Here is a 14,193-nt window from a genome sequence, read left to right on the forward strand (position 1 = left end):
CCAATGAGCCTCCGCCCCCTCCGGCGGTCGTTCAACCCCGGCCTCCTATCGCGCCGCCGCCGGACATCACGCCGCCGCCGCCTCTCCCGATCCCGCCCGTTGAAAAGCGGATCGAGACGACGGCTCCGCCCGTGATTTCCGCCGTGCCGCCGGTTCCCACGAACCCGCCGGCCCGGGCTTCGGTGATCACCAAGCCGGACTGGGCCCGCAAGCCCAATGCCGACGACATGGCCCGGTACTTCCCGGACCGTGCCCAGCGCATGGAAGTCAACGGCAAGGCAACCCTGTCTTGCACCGTGACCGCCAAGGGTACGCTGGAGAACTGCTCGGTCGTGTCGGAAAATCCGGCCGACTACGGCTTCGGGGACTCGGCGCTGCGTCTGTCGCGCCTGTTCCGGATGAAGCCGAAGACCCTCGACGGTGCACCCGTCGACGGTGGGCAGATCACGGTTCCGATCGTCTTCCAGGTCCCGCAATAGGGCCTGGTCCGACTGGAAAGCACGTCAACACCCCGGAGTTTCGGCTCCGGGGTGTTTTCGTTTGTGCGGGCGATATCGGTGCTTGATCCGGTGAGCGCCTCCGATTAAAGACACTCCCTCGCGATGCGCCGCCTTAGCTCAGTTGGTTAGAGCGCCGGTTTGTGGAACCGGAGGTCCTCAGTTCAAGCCTGAGAGGCGGTACCATCGCAGACGCAAAAAAGGCCGGGGTTCGCCCCGGCCTTTGCTGTTTCTGGTCCAGGCCTGTCGGGCCGGGTCAGTCCCGGTCGTCGTCCACCATGGCCTTTACAAGGTCAACGACGCGCCGACGCAGGCGGCGGTCCTCGAGCCGCGGGAAGATCGTGGCCAGTTCCATCCCTTCGGGCGTCGAGATGAACTGGGTCATGCGCTGGATGATGCCGTCGTCGAGTCCGGAGTCCGTTTCGTCCAGGCCGTCGAAAAAGTAGGAAACCGGGGCCTGCAGCAGGCGGGCGGCATCATAAAGCTTTGAAGCACTGATCCGGTTCGAGCCGCGCTCATACTTCTGGATCTGCTGGAAGGTAATCCCCAGGGCGTCTGCGACCTGGGTTTGACTGAGCCCCATGACCTTGCGTCTGATCCTGAGCCGAGCCCCGACATAGACGTCGACGGGGTGTGCCGGGTCTGCCTGTGGCTTGTCGTTCATGTACCTTCATCCTTACGACGAGGCGGACTTATGAATGTCCGGGCGTCAGTTTGCCCCTGATGCAGCCAGAATAGCGCTTTCTGGCCGGTTGAGTCACGTCTGGCAGAGCCGGTGCGGCAATGCGCGTCATGGGTGTGCGATCGATGGCACGGCGAGTCGGCCGATCCTGACAGGGCTTGACGTTGACGGCGCGGCAATGTGACTGCGCGCCATGAGAACTGTGTCAGGCGTGCATGTGGCAGTGGCCGGGGCAGGGGCCTTTGGGCTCGCCTCAGCCCTGGCGCTTGCCCGCGCGGGTTTTGCCGTCACCGTCTTTGATCCAGCCCCTTTGGGGCAGGGGGCGTCAGGCGTGGCGGCAGGCATGCTGGCACCCGAGGCAGAGGCCCTGTTCGATGCCGCATCTGCCCCGCATCTGGCGCTGCTGCGACGGGGGCTCAGCCTGTGGCCGGGCTTCGTCGACGGGCTGGACATCCCCCTTCTGGGTGACGGTCTGCGGATCGAGGGCGAGACAACCTGGCTGGTGGACCTGCAGCAGAGGGCCCTCGCTGGCGGCCTGTGCCCGCCCGTGTGGTCGAACGACGGCCTGACCATGACCGGGGATGTCCGCCTGGAGGCCCGACCGGCCCTTGCCGCCCTTGTTGCCGGGCTTCACGACCTCGGAGGGCAGTTGCAGCCGCACGCCGTCACCGCATTCGAGCCGGGCCGGCTGGTCCTCTCGGACGGCAGCGTGCGAGCCGTCAAGCATCTGGTCGTGGCCACCGGCGCCGCGCGGACCCTGGGCCCGCTTGCTCCGGAGCTGGATCACCTGACCCCGATCAAGGGGCAGATCGCGCGCCTCGTGGCCGGACCGGCCGATGGTCCCGTGCTGCGCGGCCAGGGCGTCTATGTCTGCCCCGGAGCCGTTCCGGCTGTGGGGGCGACTATGGAGAGCGGGCGGGACGATCTGGACCCTGATCCCGGGCTTCTCCAGCCGCTTCTGAGGGCCGCACAGACCCTTCGTCCGGGGCTCCGGACGTCCGGAGCCCGAATCGAGGTTGGCGTCCGGGCGGCGACGCCGGACGGCCTGCCGCTGGTCGGACCCGGGGCCCGGCCGGGCGTCTGTCTGGCCGTCGGGGCCCGGCGTAACGGCTGGCTGCTGGCACCGCTTGTCGCGGGTCTGGTCGCAGCGTATCTGACGGGGAACGACCCGGGCCCGGACGCGGCGCGCCTCGATGCGCGGCGCTTTGATCGAGAGTCCGAGGCGACATTTTGAGCAGGGGTAGGCGATGTCTGGTTTCTGGCTGACCGAAGAACAGGAAGCGATCCGCGACGGCGTCGCCAAGCTCTGTGCCGGGTTTGACGACGAATACTGGCGCCGCACGGACGAGACCGGCCAGTTTCCCGAGGAATTTGTCGCGGCCATCGCCGCCGGCGGCTGGCTGGGTGTGGCCATGCCCGAAAGCGTCGGGGGCGCAGGCCTCGGCCTGACCGAAGCCACGATCATGATGCAGGCCGTGGCCGAGAGCGGGGCCGGCTTCTCGGGGGCCTCGGCCATCCACCTGAACATTTTCGGGCCCATGCCGATCGTCAAGTTCGGCACCGATGAACAGCGCGCCCGCCACCTGCCGCGCCTGATTTCGGGCGAGGACAAGATGTGCTTTGCCGTCACCGAGCCCAATTCGGGCCTGGATACGTCCAGCCTGGAAACCCGGGCCGAGAAGGTCGACGGCGGCTACCGGCTGAACGGCCGCAAGATCTGGACGACCAGCGCCCAGCGCGCCAACAAGATCCTGATCATTGCCCGCACGACGCCCAAGGATCAGTGCGCCAAGCCGACCCAGGGCCTGTCGCTGTTCTATACCGACCGCGAGAAGATCGAGGCCAAGCCGATCCCGAAGATGGGCCGCAAGGCCGTCGAGTGTAACATGCTCTTCATCGAGGACCTGTTCGTGCCGCAGGAGGACCTGGTCGGTGAGGAGGGCAAGGGTTTTGCCTATCTCCTGCATGGTCTGAACCCCGAGCGCGTGCTGTTCGCGGCCGAGGCCGTGGGGCTGGGGCGCGTCGCCCTGTCGAAGGCTGTGACCTACGCCAAGGAGCGGGTCGTGTTCGGCCGGCCGATCGGCCAGAACCAGGGGATTCAGCATCCGCTGGCCAAGGCCTGGGCCGAGCTGGAAGCGGCCAATCTGATGGCCTTCAAGGCGGCCGCCCTCTACGACATGGGCAAGGACTGCGGGGCCGAGGCCAATGCCGCCAAGTACCTGGGGGCTGAAGCCGGCTTCTCGGCCTGCGAGACCTCGGTCCTGGCGCACGGCGGCATGGGCTATGCCAAGGAATATGACGTCGAGCGTTATTTCCGCGAGGCGATGATCGCCCGGATCGCGCCGGTCAGTCGCGAGATGATCCTGAACTTCATCGCCGAGCGCGTCCTGGGTCTGCCCAAGAGCTACTGAGGCGGACTTGCCCCCTCCGGATGCTGCGCATCCTCCTCCCCCTGAGGGGGAAGACGAGATCATCCGCCCCCACTGGGGGCGGACGACCTGCGCAGCAGGTCAGGTGGGGGCAAGCGACGCACCCTTTCAGACCGCCGATCTCACGCCCCGGCGCTGAAGCGGATCGGGATCCGGACCGAGGCCCCGTCAACGGCCTGGCCGTCTTCCATCTGCGGGCTCATGCGGAAGAAGCGCGACAGCTTCAGGGCCGCATTGCCGAACCCCTCGCTGGACGGGGTTTCCGACAGCACCATGCAGTTGCGGACCGAGCCGTTGGCCGTCACCGCGCATTCCAGGGTGGCGCTGCCGGAGATGCCACGCCGGATCGCCCCATCCGGATAGTAACGATCCACATCTGCGGCTGAAGGCCGCTTCAGCCAGTTGGCCCGGGTGATCACCTTGCGGGTCGGCTGAGCCTCCGGCTGGGGCGGGCTGGGCGGTCCGGTATTGACCGTCACGGGCTGATCCGGGACCGACGGGCCGTCGACCGGTTTTGCCTCGAACGGAGAGGTCTCCTGCGGCGTCTGCGGCGTCGGCAGGGTCTCGTGGATCCGGATGGGATTGGAGGCCTTGGGGGGCGGCGGTTGATCGGGCGTCGGGGGCGGCGGCTTCGGCGGCTTGTAGTTGGGCAGCAGCGAGATGACGGTTGGGCCGTCGTCGATCTCAATGGGCGTGACGTACTTCTGATAGGCGAGGTAGGCGAAGAGGCCGATATGGGCGGCGGCCGAGACGCTGATCCCGACCATCAGGGCGCGAGGGGCCTTGCGCGGACCGGCATCGAGGCCGGGAATGCGAACGCCGGAAAGGGTGTCGACGGCGGCGGTCATGGCGGTCTCCCTAGTGATAATTACGACTGTAAAGTCAGGACATCACGAAGGTGGCCGGCTGTAAATCTACAATCGTAAATTATCAGCGATAATGTGTACGTCTGTAATTTTGACTAGCTTGACCTGCGTCACGTCGTCCTCTGAAGCGACCGCAACGAACGTGGTTAAGAGCCGGTTAACCATGATCGTTCACCCATGGCGCATGGCCGTCCAATCCATCCGCAGCGTCGTCGAATCGGCGATCCAGCGCGCGTCCAGCGCGACGGGCGTGGACTTCTCGTTCCTGATGGGCACCGCCAAGCGGGAGAGCGGCTACAATCCCGCCGCCAAGGCCCGAACCTCCTCGGCATCCGGCCTGTTCCAGTTCGTGGACCAGACCTGGCTCGGCACGCTGAAGAAGCACGGGGCCAAATACGGCTATGCCCGCTATGCCGACCTGATCAGCCAGGGCCCAGACGGCCGCTTCCGCGTGAACGGCGATGAGGCCCGCAAGGCAGTGCTCGGGCTGAAGATGGATCCTCATGCCGCCTCACTGATGGCCGGCGAGCTGGCTTCGGACCATGCCTCCTACCTGCGGGGCAGAACGGGGCGGACGCCCACAGCGGGCGAGCTCTATGCCGCCCACTTCCTGGGGCCACAGGGCTCGGCCCGGCTGATCGAGGCGGTCCGCACGACGCCAGGGGCCAGTGCGGCGGCCCTGTTTCCCGATGCCGCCCAGGCCAACCGCTCGATCTTCTATCGCGATGGCCGCGCTGCGACCGTCGGCGAGGTCTATGCCAACCTGACCCGCAACAGCAATGCGACGCGTCCGGTCGAAGCCCCCCGCGCCGAGCCTGACGACCAGGGGTTCGTGCAGTATGCCACCGGCCGGCGGCTGGAGCGCATCCGCCAGCAGGAGGCGATGGTCGACCTGATCCTGCGTGGCTCGCAGGATGTCGACAGTCCGTTCGGCGGCGGATCGGACAAGGCCGGGGCGGGTCAGCGCCTGGCCAGCTCGATGTTCTCCAGCGAGATGCTGCGCATGCTCGCCGACGCCCGCGACGGCAAGATCAACCGCTGACCGTCCGGGTGAGCGCCGCGATGCGGTCCTCGCTCCAGCCCAGGTCCTGAAAGACCGCCGCCGTATCGGCCCCGAGCCGGGGCGCAGGGCCGCGAGGTCCGTCCTGAGCGCCCGGGAACCGGGCCGGCCCCGCCGGGGCCCGGAAGGTGCCGCCCAGGCCGTCCGGCGTCTCGACAAAGCAGCCGGCCGCTTCGGCCTGGGGGTCGTCGATCAGCTCGCGCGGGGTCTGGTAGGGGGCCCAGGTCAGGTCCCCGGCATCCAGGGCGGCCTCGACCTCGGTGTAGTCCATGGCCCCGAAGGCCTCGTCGAGGATGTCCACGAGCTCGGCGGTGTTCTCGCGGCGGGCCTTGGAGGAGATGAAGCGGGGGTCGTCGACCAGTTCGGGCCGGCCGGCCGCGGCCGCGATGCGGCTCCAGTCGGTCGCGCCCTGGCGGGGCAGGAGGCAGATCCAGCGTCCGTCGCGGGTCTTGAAGAAGTTGGCCAGGGGCTGGACCGTCTCGCGCCGTCCCCGGGTGGAGGCCAGTTTGCCGAACCGCAGCTGAATGGCCATGTCCGAACCGATGGCATAGACGCCGCTGCGCAGCAGGGAGGTCTCGACCAGGCGTCCGACCCCGCTCGCCTGCCGCTCATAGACCGCCGCCAGAATGGCCGACACGGTCGCCAGCGAGGTGACATGGTCGCCCATGCCCGTGCGGATCGGAAAGGGCTCGGCTCCCTTGGGGGCCGTAATCGACCCGACCCCGGCCCGGGACCAGAAGGCCGCCACATCCATGCCGGCCTTGTCGAGGTCCGGCCCCTGCAGGCCATAGCCGGTCAGGCTACAATAGATCAGGCGCGGATTGAGACGGCGCAGGGTTTCATGGTCCAGACCCGCCCTCAGAAGGGCTCCGGGGCGGACATTGGTCAGGAAGATGTCGGCGGTCGCCACGAGCGCCTTCATGGCCTCCTGGCCCTCTGCAGAGCGGATGTCGAGGACCACGCCCCGCTTGCCGCGGTTATCGAGCTCAAAGACGGGATTGGCGTCCTGCTGCGAGGCGATGGTGTCGAAGAAGCGGCGCATGGGGTCGCCCTCGGGCGACTCCACCTTGATCACGTCGGCACCCCAGTCCGCCATGATGCCGGCCGCACCCGGTGCAGCGATATAGGTGGCCAGTTCGACGACCCGGAGACCTTCCAGCATCGCATCCTCCCGCATTCTTGTTCTCGTTGCGGAGAGTGTGGGCGAGGGCGGGGCGGTAGGGAAGACTTACCCAGCGGCAGGTCGTGTCAGGCGGCAGCCCGCCCTGCTGCCGTCCGACGATCCAGCGCGGCAGCGTCCGCGACGGCCCGGGCCACGGCCGCGACGGATACGGGTTTGCGCAGCACGATGTCGGCCCCGGCCTCGACACAGGCCCTGGCCTCGTCGGCGTCGCCATCGATCACGGCGATGATCGGCAGGTCGCGGTTGGGGCCTTCCAGTGCGCGGACGGCAGCGGCAGCTTCCGGCCCGTCCAGGACCGGCATATGGCCATCCAGCATCAGCAGGTCGAACTCGGCGATACGGGCCAGGTCGGCGGCCCGGCGGCCGTTCTGGGCATGGACCACCTGATGGCCCAGCTGCTCGAGGATGGCCCGCAGCATGGCCGCGTGCAGGGCGTCGTCCTCGGCGATCAGAACCCGCAGGGACCTGGGTGTGCCGGGCGGCTCTGCCGCGGACAGGGCATCGTCGCCCTGGTCGATGTGACAGGGCAGGGTCTCATCGAACGGCAGGACCAGGGTAAAGCAGCTGCCGACCCCGACCGCGCTGCGCGCCTCGAGGGTCCCGCCCATCAGATGGGCCAGCTGGCGCGACAGGGACAGGCCCAGGCCCGCGCCATTGACGCCGGCTCCGGTCCGCTCGATCCGCTTGAAGGGCTCGAAGGCCGCCTCGATTTCCTCGGCGGTCAGGCCCGGGCCCGTATCGGCGACCTCAATCGCCACCTGGTCGCCCCGGCGCTCGATCCGGACCTCGATCCGGCCGCGAAGCGTGTACTTGACCGCATTGCCGAGCAGGTTGGCGATGACCTGGCGGGTCCGCATGGCATCGGCCGGGACGGCACCGAAGGGGCGTCCTTCCAGCTGCGGGTCGACGTGTACGGCCAGTTCCAGTCCCTTGATCAGGGCATGGGGGCGGTCGAGGACCGCGAGGTCGCGCAGCAGACGGACCGGATCAAAGGGCACGGCCTCGACTGAAAGCCGGCCGGACTCGGCCGTCTCGGAATCGAGCGTGGCGTTCAGGACAGCGATCAGGTCCTGGGCGGCGTCCAGGGCGGCGTTCAGCTGCTCGCGGGACGGGGCGGCCCGGCCACCCTTTCCGGCGGCGGCGGCCAGCACATGGGTGACGCCGGAGAGACCGTTGCGGATTTCATGGCTCAGGGTGGCAACGATGTCGGACTTGGACTGCGCCGTCCGTTCGGCCTCGACCAGGACCGCGAGGCGCTCCTCGATCAGACGGGCATGGGCGCTGGCCAGGGCGTTCTGGCGGCGCAGCATGCGGTTCAGCACCAGGGCCAGGGCCAGGGCCAGGGCGATCGCGCCCCAGGCCATGACACCGGCATGGCGGGTCTCCGGCCGGGAAAACAGCGCCATCAGGGGGCCGATCGCGGCGATCGGCGTCGTGATCAGCAGGGCGGGCATGGAGGTGGCGGAGAAGAAGATGCACATCACCGCCGCCGCTGCGCAGAGCAGCAGGAGGGTCTCCCGGACCGCGCCGGCCCCGTAGGCGAAGGCGGCCATCTGGGCCACCGATACAGCCCACAGCAGACCGCCGATTAACTGGACCCGGGCCCGGACCTTGAGATCTTGCGACGCTTCGCCGCGCAGCCAGCTGATCGCGCCGTAAAACGCGCCCCAGTTGATGGCGAAGACCAGCAGGCTGGCGACCAGCCACAGGGCGTTGTCGGCAAAGGAGGCGACCCAGGCGAAGATCGGAAGGCTGACTGCAAAAACCCCAAGGGCATAAGGGGTTAGGGACGACTGGGCGTCGAGCGCCATGGCCAGGTCCGCATCACGCGTCGGGTCGTCTTGAGGGCGGCGCTCGGCGGACACGGATCAGTTCCTTGGTCGATGGAGCGTGATCCTAGGGCTTTGTGGTTTGCGGCCGGTTACGCAGGATCCTTAATCCACAGCTTTGCCGTTAAAAGGATCATTAAGCCTAACGGGCGATTATCGATTCGACTCGCTCTCCTCCGGCTTGGCGACACCATGGCCACCACCCGCGCTGCCCTGACTGAAAACGACATCCGCATGCTCGTGAAGGGCGCGACGGCCGACGAGCGCGCCCTGGCGGCTCACAAGCTGTGCCGGACGATCGACCGCGCCGAAATGGCCGATGACGAGCGTCAGATCGCCCATGATATCTTGCGGGTCATGGCGTCGGATGCGGCCGAGCTGGTGCGGCGCGCCATGGCCGTCACGCTGAAGCAGTCGACCAGCCTGCCGCCCGACGTCGCCAACCGTCTCGCGCGGGATGTTGAAAGCGTTTCCCTGCCGATCATCAGCTTCTCGCCGGTGTTCAGCGACAGCGACCTGGCCGAGATCGTCCGGATGGGCGGTGAAGTCCGGCAGATGGCCGTGGCCCAGCGCCCCCGCCTGTCGGCCAAGGTGACGACGGCCCTGGTCGAGCAGGGGTCGGAGCAGGTGGTCGCCACCGTCTGCGCCAATGACAATGCGCGCTTCTCCGAAGTGGCGCTGCAGAAGGCCCTCGACCGGTTCTCGCAGTCCGAACAGGTGCTGCAGGCCGTGGCCTATCGTGCGGCCCTGCCGCTGGCGGTCACGGAGCGCCTGATCGACATGGTCGGCGAGCAGCTGCGTGATCATATCGTCAGCCATCATGCCCTGTCGCCGGAACGGGTCATGGACCTGATGACCAGCGTGACCGAGCGCGCCACGATCGATCTGGTCGACCAGGCCGGTCGCACGGCGGATCCCAAGGCGCTCGTCGCCCATCTCAACGGAGCGGGTCGCCTGACGCCCTCCCTGCTGTTGCGGGCCCTGGCCCACGGGCACATGACCTTCTTCGAATGGGGCCTGGCCGAACTGGCGGGTGTGCCGCATCACCGCACCTGGCTGATGATCCACGACGCCGGTCAACTGGGCCTGAAGGCGGTCTGCGAACGGGCCGGGCTGCCGTCACGGCTGTATCCGGCCTTCCGGGCCGGGGTCGATGCCTTCCATGTGACCGAGTTTGACGGCCGCAGCCATGACCAGGGTCGCTTCCAGGAGCACATGATCCAGCGCTTCCTGACCGCCAGCCAGACGATCTCGCGCGAGGACTCGGACTACCTGCTGGAGCGAATGGACCGTCTGGCCGCCACCGGGCTTTCCGCGACAGGCTAGGTGCCACTTTATTCTGGGCTTTTGAACAGTTGTTCGAATCCGGGCTGGGCAAGTGACGTCAACCGCGCCAATCTGTCAGTATGGCAGAGATTTCAACCGGCAGGATCCTCCCCGCAGCGACCGTACTGCTTCTTCGAGACGCGCCCGCGTTCGAGGTTCTCATGGTCAAGCGGCACCATCAGATCGACTTTGCGGCCGGAGCGCTGGTGTTTCCCGGTGGCAAAAGCCACGGCGGGGACGAGGATCCGCGCTGGCGGGACATGGCGACCGGCTGGGACGCTGTCGGCGAGGACGGCGCAGCCCTGCGCATTGCGGCGATCCGCGAGGCCTATGAGGAGGCCGGTGTGCTGCTCGCCCGCCGGCCTGACGGCGAGTTCTATGCCGGCGAGGCGGCGGTCGAGGTCCGCGCGGCCGTCGCCGAGGACCGGGTTTCCTTTATGGAGGTGATCGCCGATCTGGGCCTGAAGCTGGATCTGGCGGCCCTGACGATCTTCGCCCGCTGGATCACGCCGCGCATGATGCCCAAGCGCTTTGACACCTGGTTCTATGCGGCCCACGCGCCGGGAGCCCAGCAGGCCATCTGCGATGGCCATGAGGCGGTCGATGCCGAGTGGATTGCGCCCGGACAGGCGCTGGACCTGGCGGCGGCCGGCGCGCGGAAAGTGATCTTTCCCACCCGCATGAACCTGCAACTGCTGGCCGAAAGCCAGAACCCGGCCGATGCCATCGCCCGGGCCAGGCAACGTCCGCTGGTGACGGTCGAGCCCTGGGTCGAGGGCCAGGGCCTGCGCATCCAGCCCGAGGCGGGCTACGGCGACGTCATCGAGCCGCTTTCGGCCCTTTAGCGCGGCGCGGTCTCCGCGTTCTTGCTGGTCCAGGCGGCGAGGTCGGCCAGGATCGTCGTCGTGGCGGAGTCATAGGCCGTGACGATGGACGAGACCCGATTGCTCGACGCCTTGACCCGGGTCTCGAACAGCTTTTCACCGAGCAGGCTGCGGTCCTGGCTCCGGTTCAGGGTCGCGCGGACCTGGATCAGAACCTCGGGCGCAGCCTTGGGTCCGTCAGCATAGTCGGTTTCGAACGCCTGTACGTCGAGGCGCAGGATCAGGTCGGGCTTGGCGACCTCGCCCCGACCGATAAGCCGTGCCCGGCCGGGATCGGCGTCGAAGGCGCGCCAGACGGCTTCCTCGAACAGCACACTGGCCGGGGCCACCCAGCGCGCCCCGGCGATATAGGCGGCCTGGCCCTGGGTCATGGTCAGGATGGCGTCGCTGGCCGAAGCCCGGGTGAAGCTCGTCGGCGTCTTGAAGACTCCGACCCGCTTCTCTGCAGGGCCCTTGTCGACCGGGGCGGCCGTGGTGCCGAACCGGTAGAGTCCGGCAGGCTCGACCTTGGGAAAGACCGTGATGCAGCCGCCCAGGGACACCGTGAGGGCGATGACGGTGGCCAATTGGCCAAAGCGGGAGCGGATGGGGTTCACGGCTTGACCTCCAGTTCCTTGGCGGGCGACTTGGCCACCACGCCGCGCGGATTTTGTTCCACTTCGCCCACCAGACGGTCCAGGGACGCGGCGGCCGATTGCAGGGTGCCGATAGCGGCCGACAGCTGGGGCAGGCCGGTCGTGGCGAATTCGGACGTCGGAGCGTCCAGTCGCGCGATCATGCCCCGGGCGTCCTTGGCCGCGGCCTTGAGTTCCGCGGCCGCGTCGGCCAGTTCACCGAGCGAGCGCTTGCCGTCGGTGTTGACCACGTAGGTGGTCGACTTGGACAGTTCCGTGATCGATTGGGCCGTTTCGTCGATGGACTGCAGGGCCTTCTGGGCGTCGGCGATGATCGCCTTGCGCTCGCGGGCCTCGGCGGTGACCGCCTGCAGGTCGTCGAGGGCCGCGCTGAAGGTTTTGACATTGTCGTCGGACAGCACGCGATTGACCCGGTCCAGGGCCTCGATCGTGCGGGTCAGGACGGTGCCGCCCCCCTCGAGCAGATCGGACAGGGCGCTGCGCTGGCTGAGGATCACCGGCGTCTTGCCGCCCTTCACGGTTTCCTTGAGCCAAGGCTTCTCGGGCGAGCCAGCGGCGATCTGCACATAGTTGACGCCGGTGATGCCCTGCGGCTCCAGGGTGGCGAAGCTGTCGGTCTTGATCGGGACGTCTGACGTCACCCGGATCTGGGCCACAACCCGGTTGGGATTGCTCTTGTCGAGCTCGATCTTGGTGACCTCGCCGACCTTGATCCCGTTGAAATGCACTTCGCCGCCGTCTGACAGCCCGCGCACGGGGCCGACGAACAGCACATCATAGACGTCGTAGTCCTGGTTGAAGCTGAGCTTGGCCAGCCAGACGACGAAGATGATCAGGCCCATGAACAGGAACAGGGTAACTGCACCGACCAGGGCGTAGTTGGCGTTTCTTTCCATCAGAGGGTCCTCGCCGTCGTCGTCGTTCTGCCGGCCGCCGCGCGACCGCGCGGGCCCAGGAAGTATTCCTTGATCCAGGGATGGTCCGAGCTTTCCAGCTCACGGACCGGCGCGATGGCCACCACCGTCTTGTCGGCGATCACCGCCACGCGATCGGTGATCGCATAGAGGCTGTCGAGGTCGTGGGTAATCATGAACACCGTAAGGTCCAGGCTGTCGGAAAGGTCCTTGATCAGCGTGTCGAATGCCGCAGCGCCGATCGGGTCGAGGCCGGCGGTCGGCTCGTCCAGGAAGAGAAGTTCGGGGTCCAGGGCCAGGGCCCGCGCCAGGCCGGCACGTTTGCGCATGCCGCCCGACAGCTCCGCCGGCTTCAGGTCAGCCGCGCGCGGCGGCAGGCCGGACAGGGCGATTTTCAGCTCGGCCAGTTCCTGGATTTCGCGTTTGGGCAGTCGCGTGTGCTCGATCAGCGGGGCCGCCACGTTTTCACGCACCGTCAGGTTCGAGAACAGCGCGCCCTGCTGGAACAGCACGCCCCAGCGGCGCTCGACCGCGCTCCAGCGCCGCCGGTCCGCGATCCGCATGTCATGGCCAAACAGCTTGACCGTGCCTTCGTCGGGGGTCTTGAGGCCGATAATGGTGTTGAGCAGCACCGACTTGCCCGAGCCGGAGCCGCCGACAACACCCAGGACCTCGCCGCGCTCGACCGTCAGGCTCAGGCCATCATGGATCACATTGTCGCCGAAGCGCGAGACGAGGCTGTCGATCTCGATCGGCGGAGCACTGTCATCGGGCACCGCCTGCGGCGCCGTAGTCCCGGCGGGCGGCATCAGATGTCCAGCTCCATATAGACCAGGGCGAAGATCGCATCGATCAGGATGATGGCGAAAATGGCGTGTACCACCGCCGCCGTTACCCGGCGCCCAAGCGACTCCACATCGTTGCCGACTTCCATGCCCTGGCGGCAGCCGATGGCGGCGATCACCATCGCCATGACCGGGGCCTTGGACAGGCCGATCCAGAAGTGGGTTACGCCGACATACTCGACGATACGCTGCAGGAAGAAGCTCGGCGAGAGGTCCAGCACGGCCCAGACCACCAGCATGCCGCCGGCCAGACCGGCCAGGGAGGCGATGAAGGTCAGGAGCGGAATGGTCAGAAGCAGGGCGGCGAACCGGGGCAGAACCAGGGCCTCATAGGGATCGACCCCCATCACCTGCATGGCGTCGATTTCCTGGTTCATCTTCATCGAGCCGATTTCGGCCGCGAAACTGGAGGCCGAGCGACCGGCCAGCAGGATGGCGGTGATCAGGATGTTGAACTCGCGCAGCACGGAAATGCCGATCAGTTCCACCGAATAGACCTGGGCCCCGAACTCGACCAGCATATTGGCCCCGAGCAGGGCCACGACGGCACCGATGAAGAAGGTCGTGGTCGCCACGATCGGCATGGCGTCGAGGCCGGCCCGCTCCGACAGCGAGACGATGGGGGCCCAGCGAATGCGCCGTGGATCGGCGATGCTGCGTCCGACGGCCGTCAGCAGGTGGCCGAGAAAGACCAGGGTGCCGTAGCCGTTGTGGAACAGATCATCGACGCCGCGCCCGATCCGCTCCAGCAGAGCCACCACGCCGTGCGGGCGTTTGGCCACCTCGGGCTCGACCTGGATTGCGGCGGCGACCAGTTCGAGCAGGCGAAGGGTTTCGGGGCGGGCCGTGATCTGGCCCGGCGTCATGCGTCCGTCGGCGGCACGCAGGATGGCAAAGGCTCCGGCCGTGTCGCAGCGGGTGATGCCGCTCAGATCCAGACCGATCGTGCCGTGCGCCTCTAGGGCCTGGCCCAGGCGTTCGCCGGCGTCGGCTAGGCCTCGTGCCGTCCAGTCGCCGGAGAGGTGGGCCAGAACCTGGCCACC

At 67.5% G+C, this 14,193-nt stretch carries 14 protein-coding genes and 1 tRNA gene; 7 read left to right on the plus strand and 8 right to left on the minus strand.

What is annotated here, in order from left to right; genetic code table 11:
• On the plus strand, positions 1 to 479 hold a 479-nt coding region (locus DBR10_RS09490), incomplete at its 5' end, for an energy transducer TonB (RefSeq protein ID WP_108556294.1).
• 127 nt (positions 480 to 606) lie between these two features.
• A tRNA-His gene (locus tag DBR10_RS09495) sits at positions 607 to 683 on the plus strand.
• 70 nt (positions 684 to 753) lie between these two features.
• On the opposite strand, the gene DBR10_RS09500 is transcribed toward DBR10_RS09495, so the two are convergent.
• Positions 754 to 1,161 carry a helix-turn-helix domain-containing protein gene (locus DBR10_RS09500; protein ID WP_108504130.1) on the minus strand — a complete coding sequence of 136 codons (408 nt, stop codon included), beginning with the start codon at positions 1,159 to 1,161 and terminating at the stop codon, positions 754 to 756.
• 211 nt (positions 1,162 to 1,372) lie between these two features.
• Between DBR10_RS09500 and DBR10_RS09505 the strand changes: the two genes are divergently transcribed.
• Together DBR10_RS09505 and DBR10_RS09510 are read left to right on the plus strand one after the other, a co-directional pair.
• Positions 1,373 to 2,413, plus strand: a complete 1,041-nt coding sequence (locus DBR10_RS09505) for an FAD-dependent oxidoreductase (RefSeq protein ID WP_108504131.1) — start codon at positions 1,373 to 1,375, stop codon at positions 2,411 to 2,413.
• 13 nt (positions 2,414 to 2,426) lie between these two features.
• The gene (locus DBR10_RS09510; protein WP_108504132.1) at positions 2,427 to 3,590 is read left to right on the plus strand and encodes an acyl-CoA dehydrogenase family protein; all 1,164 of its coding nucleotides are present in this window, start codon (positions 2,427 to 2,429) and stop codon (positions 3,588 to 3,590) included.
• Positions 3,591 to 3,730: 140 nt separating this feature from the next.
• On the opposite strand, the gene DBR10_RS09515 is transcribed toward DBR10_RS09510, so the two are convergent.
• Positions 3,731 to 4,456, minus strand: a complete 726-nt coding sequence (locus DBR10_RS09515) for an energy transducer TonB family protein (protein WP_108556292.1) — start codon at positions 4,454 to 4,456, stop codon at positions 3,731 to 3,733.
• 202 nt (positions 4,457 to 4,658) lie between these two features.
• Between DBR10_RS09515 and DBR10_RS09520 the strand changes: the two genes are divergently transcribed.
• Positions 4,659 to 5,516: a transglycosylase SLT domain-containing protein gene (locus DBR10_RS09520; RefSeq protein WP_108489540.1), complete on the plus strand. Its 858-nt coding sequence runs from the start codon at positions 4,659 to 4,661 to the stop codon at positions 5,514 to 5,516.
• Here DBR10_RS09520 and DBR10_RS09525 read toward each other — a convergent pair.
• Entirely contained in the window at positions 5,506 to 6,696 is a 1,191-nt protein-coding gene (locus tag DBR10_RS09525) for a CaiB/BaiF CoA transferase family protein (protein WP_108489539.1), read from the minus strand. The genes DBR10_RS09520 and DBR10_RS09525 overlap by 11 nt on opposite strands.
• Positions 6,697 to 6,782: 86 nt before the next feature.
• A complete protein-coding gene (locus DBR10_RS09530) occupies positions 6,783 to 8,582 on the minus strand; it encodes a hybrid sensor histidine kinase/response regulator (RefSeq protein ID WP_108556293.1) in 1,800 nt (599 codons plus the stop codon).
• Positions 8,583 to 8,738: 156 nt separating this feature from the next.
• Here DBR10_RS09530 and spbR point away from each other — a divergent pair, with 156 nt between their 5' ends.
• Together spbR and DBR10_RS09540 are read left to right on the plus strand one after the other, a co-directional pair.
• Complete coding sequence (spbR, locus tag DBR10_RS09535) at positions 8,739 to 9,872, plus strand: pole-localized protein SpbR (RefSeq protein ID WP_108505375.1); 1,134 nt, start codon at positions 8,739 to 8,741, stop codon at positions 9,870 to 9,872.
• Positions 9,873 to 9,952: 80 nt separating this feature from the next.
• A complete protein-coding gene (locus tag DBR10_RS09540; RefSeq protein ID WP_108505374.1) occupies positions 9,953 to 10,717 on the plus strand; it encodes an NUDIX hydrolase in 765 nt (254 codons plus the stop codon).
• On the opposite strand, the gene DBR10_RS09545 is transcribed toward DBR10_RS09540, so the two are convergent.
• From DBR10_RS09545 to DBR10_RS09560, 4 genes are read right to left on the minus strand one after another with little or no spacing between them, the layout of a single operon-like run.
• The gene (locus DBR10_RS09545) at positions 10,714 to 11,352 is read right to left on the minus strand and encodes an ABC-type transport auxiliary lipoprotein family protein (protein WP_108490700.1); all 639 of its coding nucleotides are present in this window, start codon (positions 11,350 to 11,352) and stop codon (positions 10,714 to 10,716) included. The two genes, DBR10_RS09540 and DBR10_RS09545, sit on opposite strands and share 4 nt — an antisense overlap.
• Positions 11,349 to 12,287, minus strand: coding sequence for an MlaD family protein (locus DBR10_RS09550; RefSeq protein ID WP_108490699.1), 939 nt, complete (start codon positions 12,285 to 12,287; stop codon positions 11,349 to 11,351). Before DBR10_RS09550 ends, DBR10_RS09545 begins: the two co-directional genes overlap by 4 nt.
• The gene (locus DBR10_RS09555) at positions 12,287 to 13,114 is read right to left on the minus strand and encodes an ABC transporter ATP-binding protein (RefSeq protein ID WP_108505373.1); all 828 of its coding nucleotides are present in this window, start codon (positions 13,112 to 13,114) and stop codon (positions 12,287 to 12,289) included. Before DBR10_RS09555 ends, DBR10_RS09550 begins: the two co-directional genes overlap by 1 nt.
• Entirely contained in the window at positions 13,114 to 14,181 is a 1,068-nt protein-coding gene (locus DBR10_RS09560; RefSeq protein ID WP_108556295.1) for an ABC transporter permease, read from the minus strand. The genes DBR10_RS09555 and DBR10_RS09560 overlap by 1 nt, the downstream gene beginning before the upstream one ends.
• Positions 14,182 to 14,193 lie beyond the last annotated feature (12 nt).

It is taken from the genome of Caulobacter sp. HMWF025 (assembly GCF_003060965.1).
Classification (GTDB): Bacteria; Pseudomonadota; Alphaproteobacteria; order Caulobacterales; family Caulobacteraceae; genus Caulobacter.

Coding starts and splice junctions, on each gene's coding strand:
- DBR10_RS09525 (WP_108489539.1), bottom strand. CDS start 6,696: ATGCTGGAAGGTCTCCGGGTCGTCGAACTGGCCACCTATATCGCTGCA.
- DBR10_RS09515 (WP_108556292.1), bottom strand. CDS start 4,456: ATGACCGCCGCCGTCGACACCCTTTCCGGCGTTCGCATTCCCGGCCTC.
- DBR10_RS09555 (WP_108505373.1), bottom strand. CDS start 13,114: ATGCCGCCCGCCGGGACTACGGCGCCGCAGGCGGTGCCCGATGACAGT.
- DBR10_RS09550 (WP_108490699.1), bottom strand. CDS start 12,287: ATGGAAAGAAACGCCAACTACGCCCTGGTCGGTGCAGTTACCCTGTTC.
- DBR10_RS09505 (WP_108504131.1), top strand. CDS start 1,373: ATGAGAACTGTGTCAGGCGTGCATGTGGCAGTGGCCGGGGCAGGGGCC.
- DBR10_RS09540 (WP_108505374.1), top strand. CDS start 9,953: ATGGCAGAGATTTCAACCGGCAGGATCCTCCCCGCAGCGACCGTACTG.
- DBR10_RS09520 (WP_108489540.1), top strand. CDS start 4,659: ATGGCCGTCCAATCCATCCGCAGCGTCGTCGAATCGGCGATCCAGCGC.
- DBR10_RS09500 (WP_108504130.1), bottom strand. CDS start 1,161: ATGAACGACAAGCCACAGGCAGACCCGGCACACCCCGTCGACGTCTAT.
- spbR (WP_108505375.1), top strand. CDS start 8,739: ATGGCCACCACCCGCGCTGCCCTGACTGAAAACGACATCCGCATGCTC.
- DBR10_RS09510 (WP_108504132.1), top strand. CDS start 2,427: ATGTCTGGTTTCTGGCTGACCGAAGAACAGGAAGCGATCCGCGACGGC.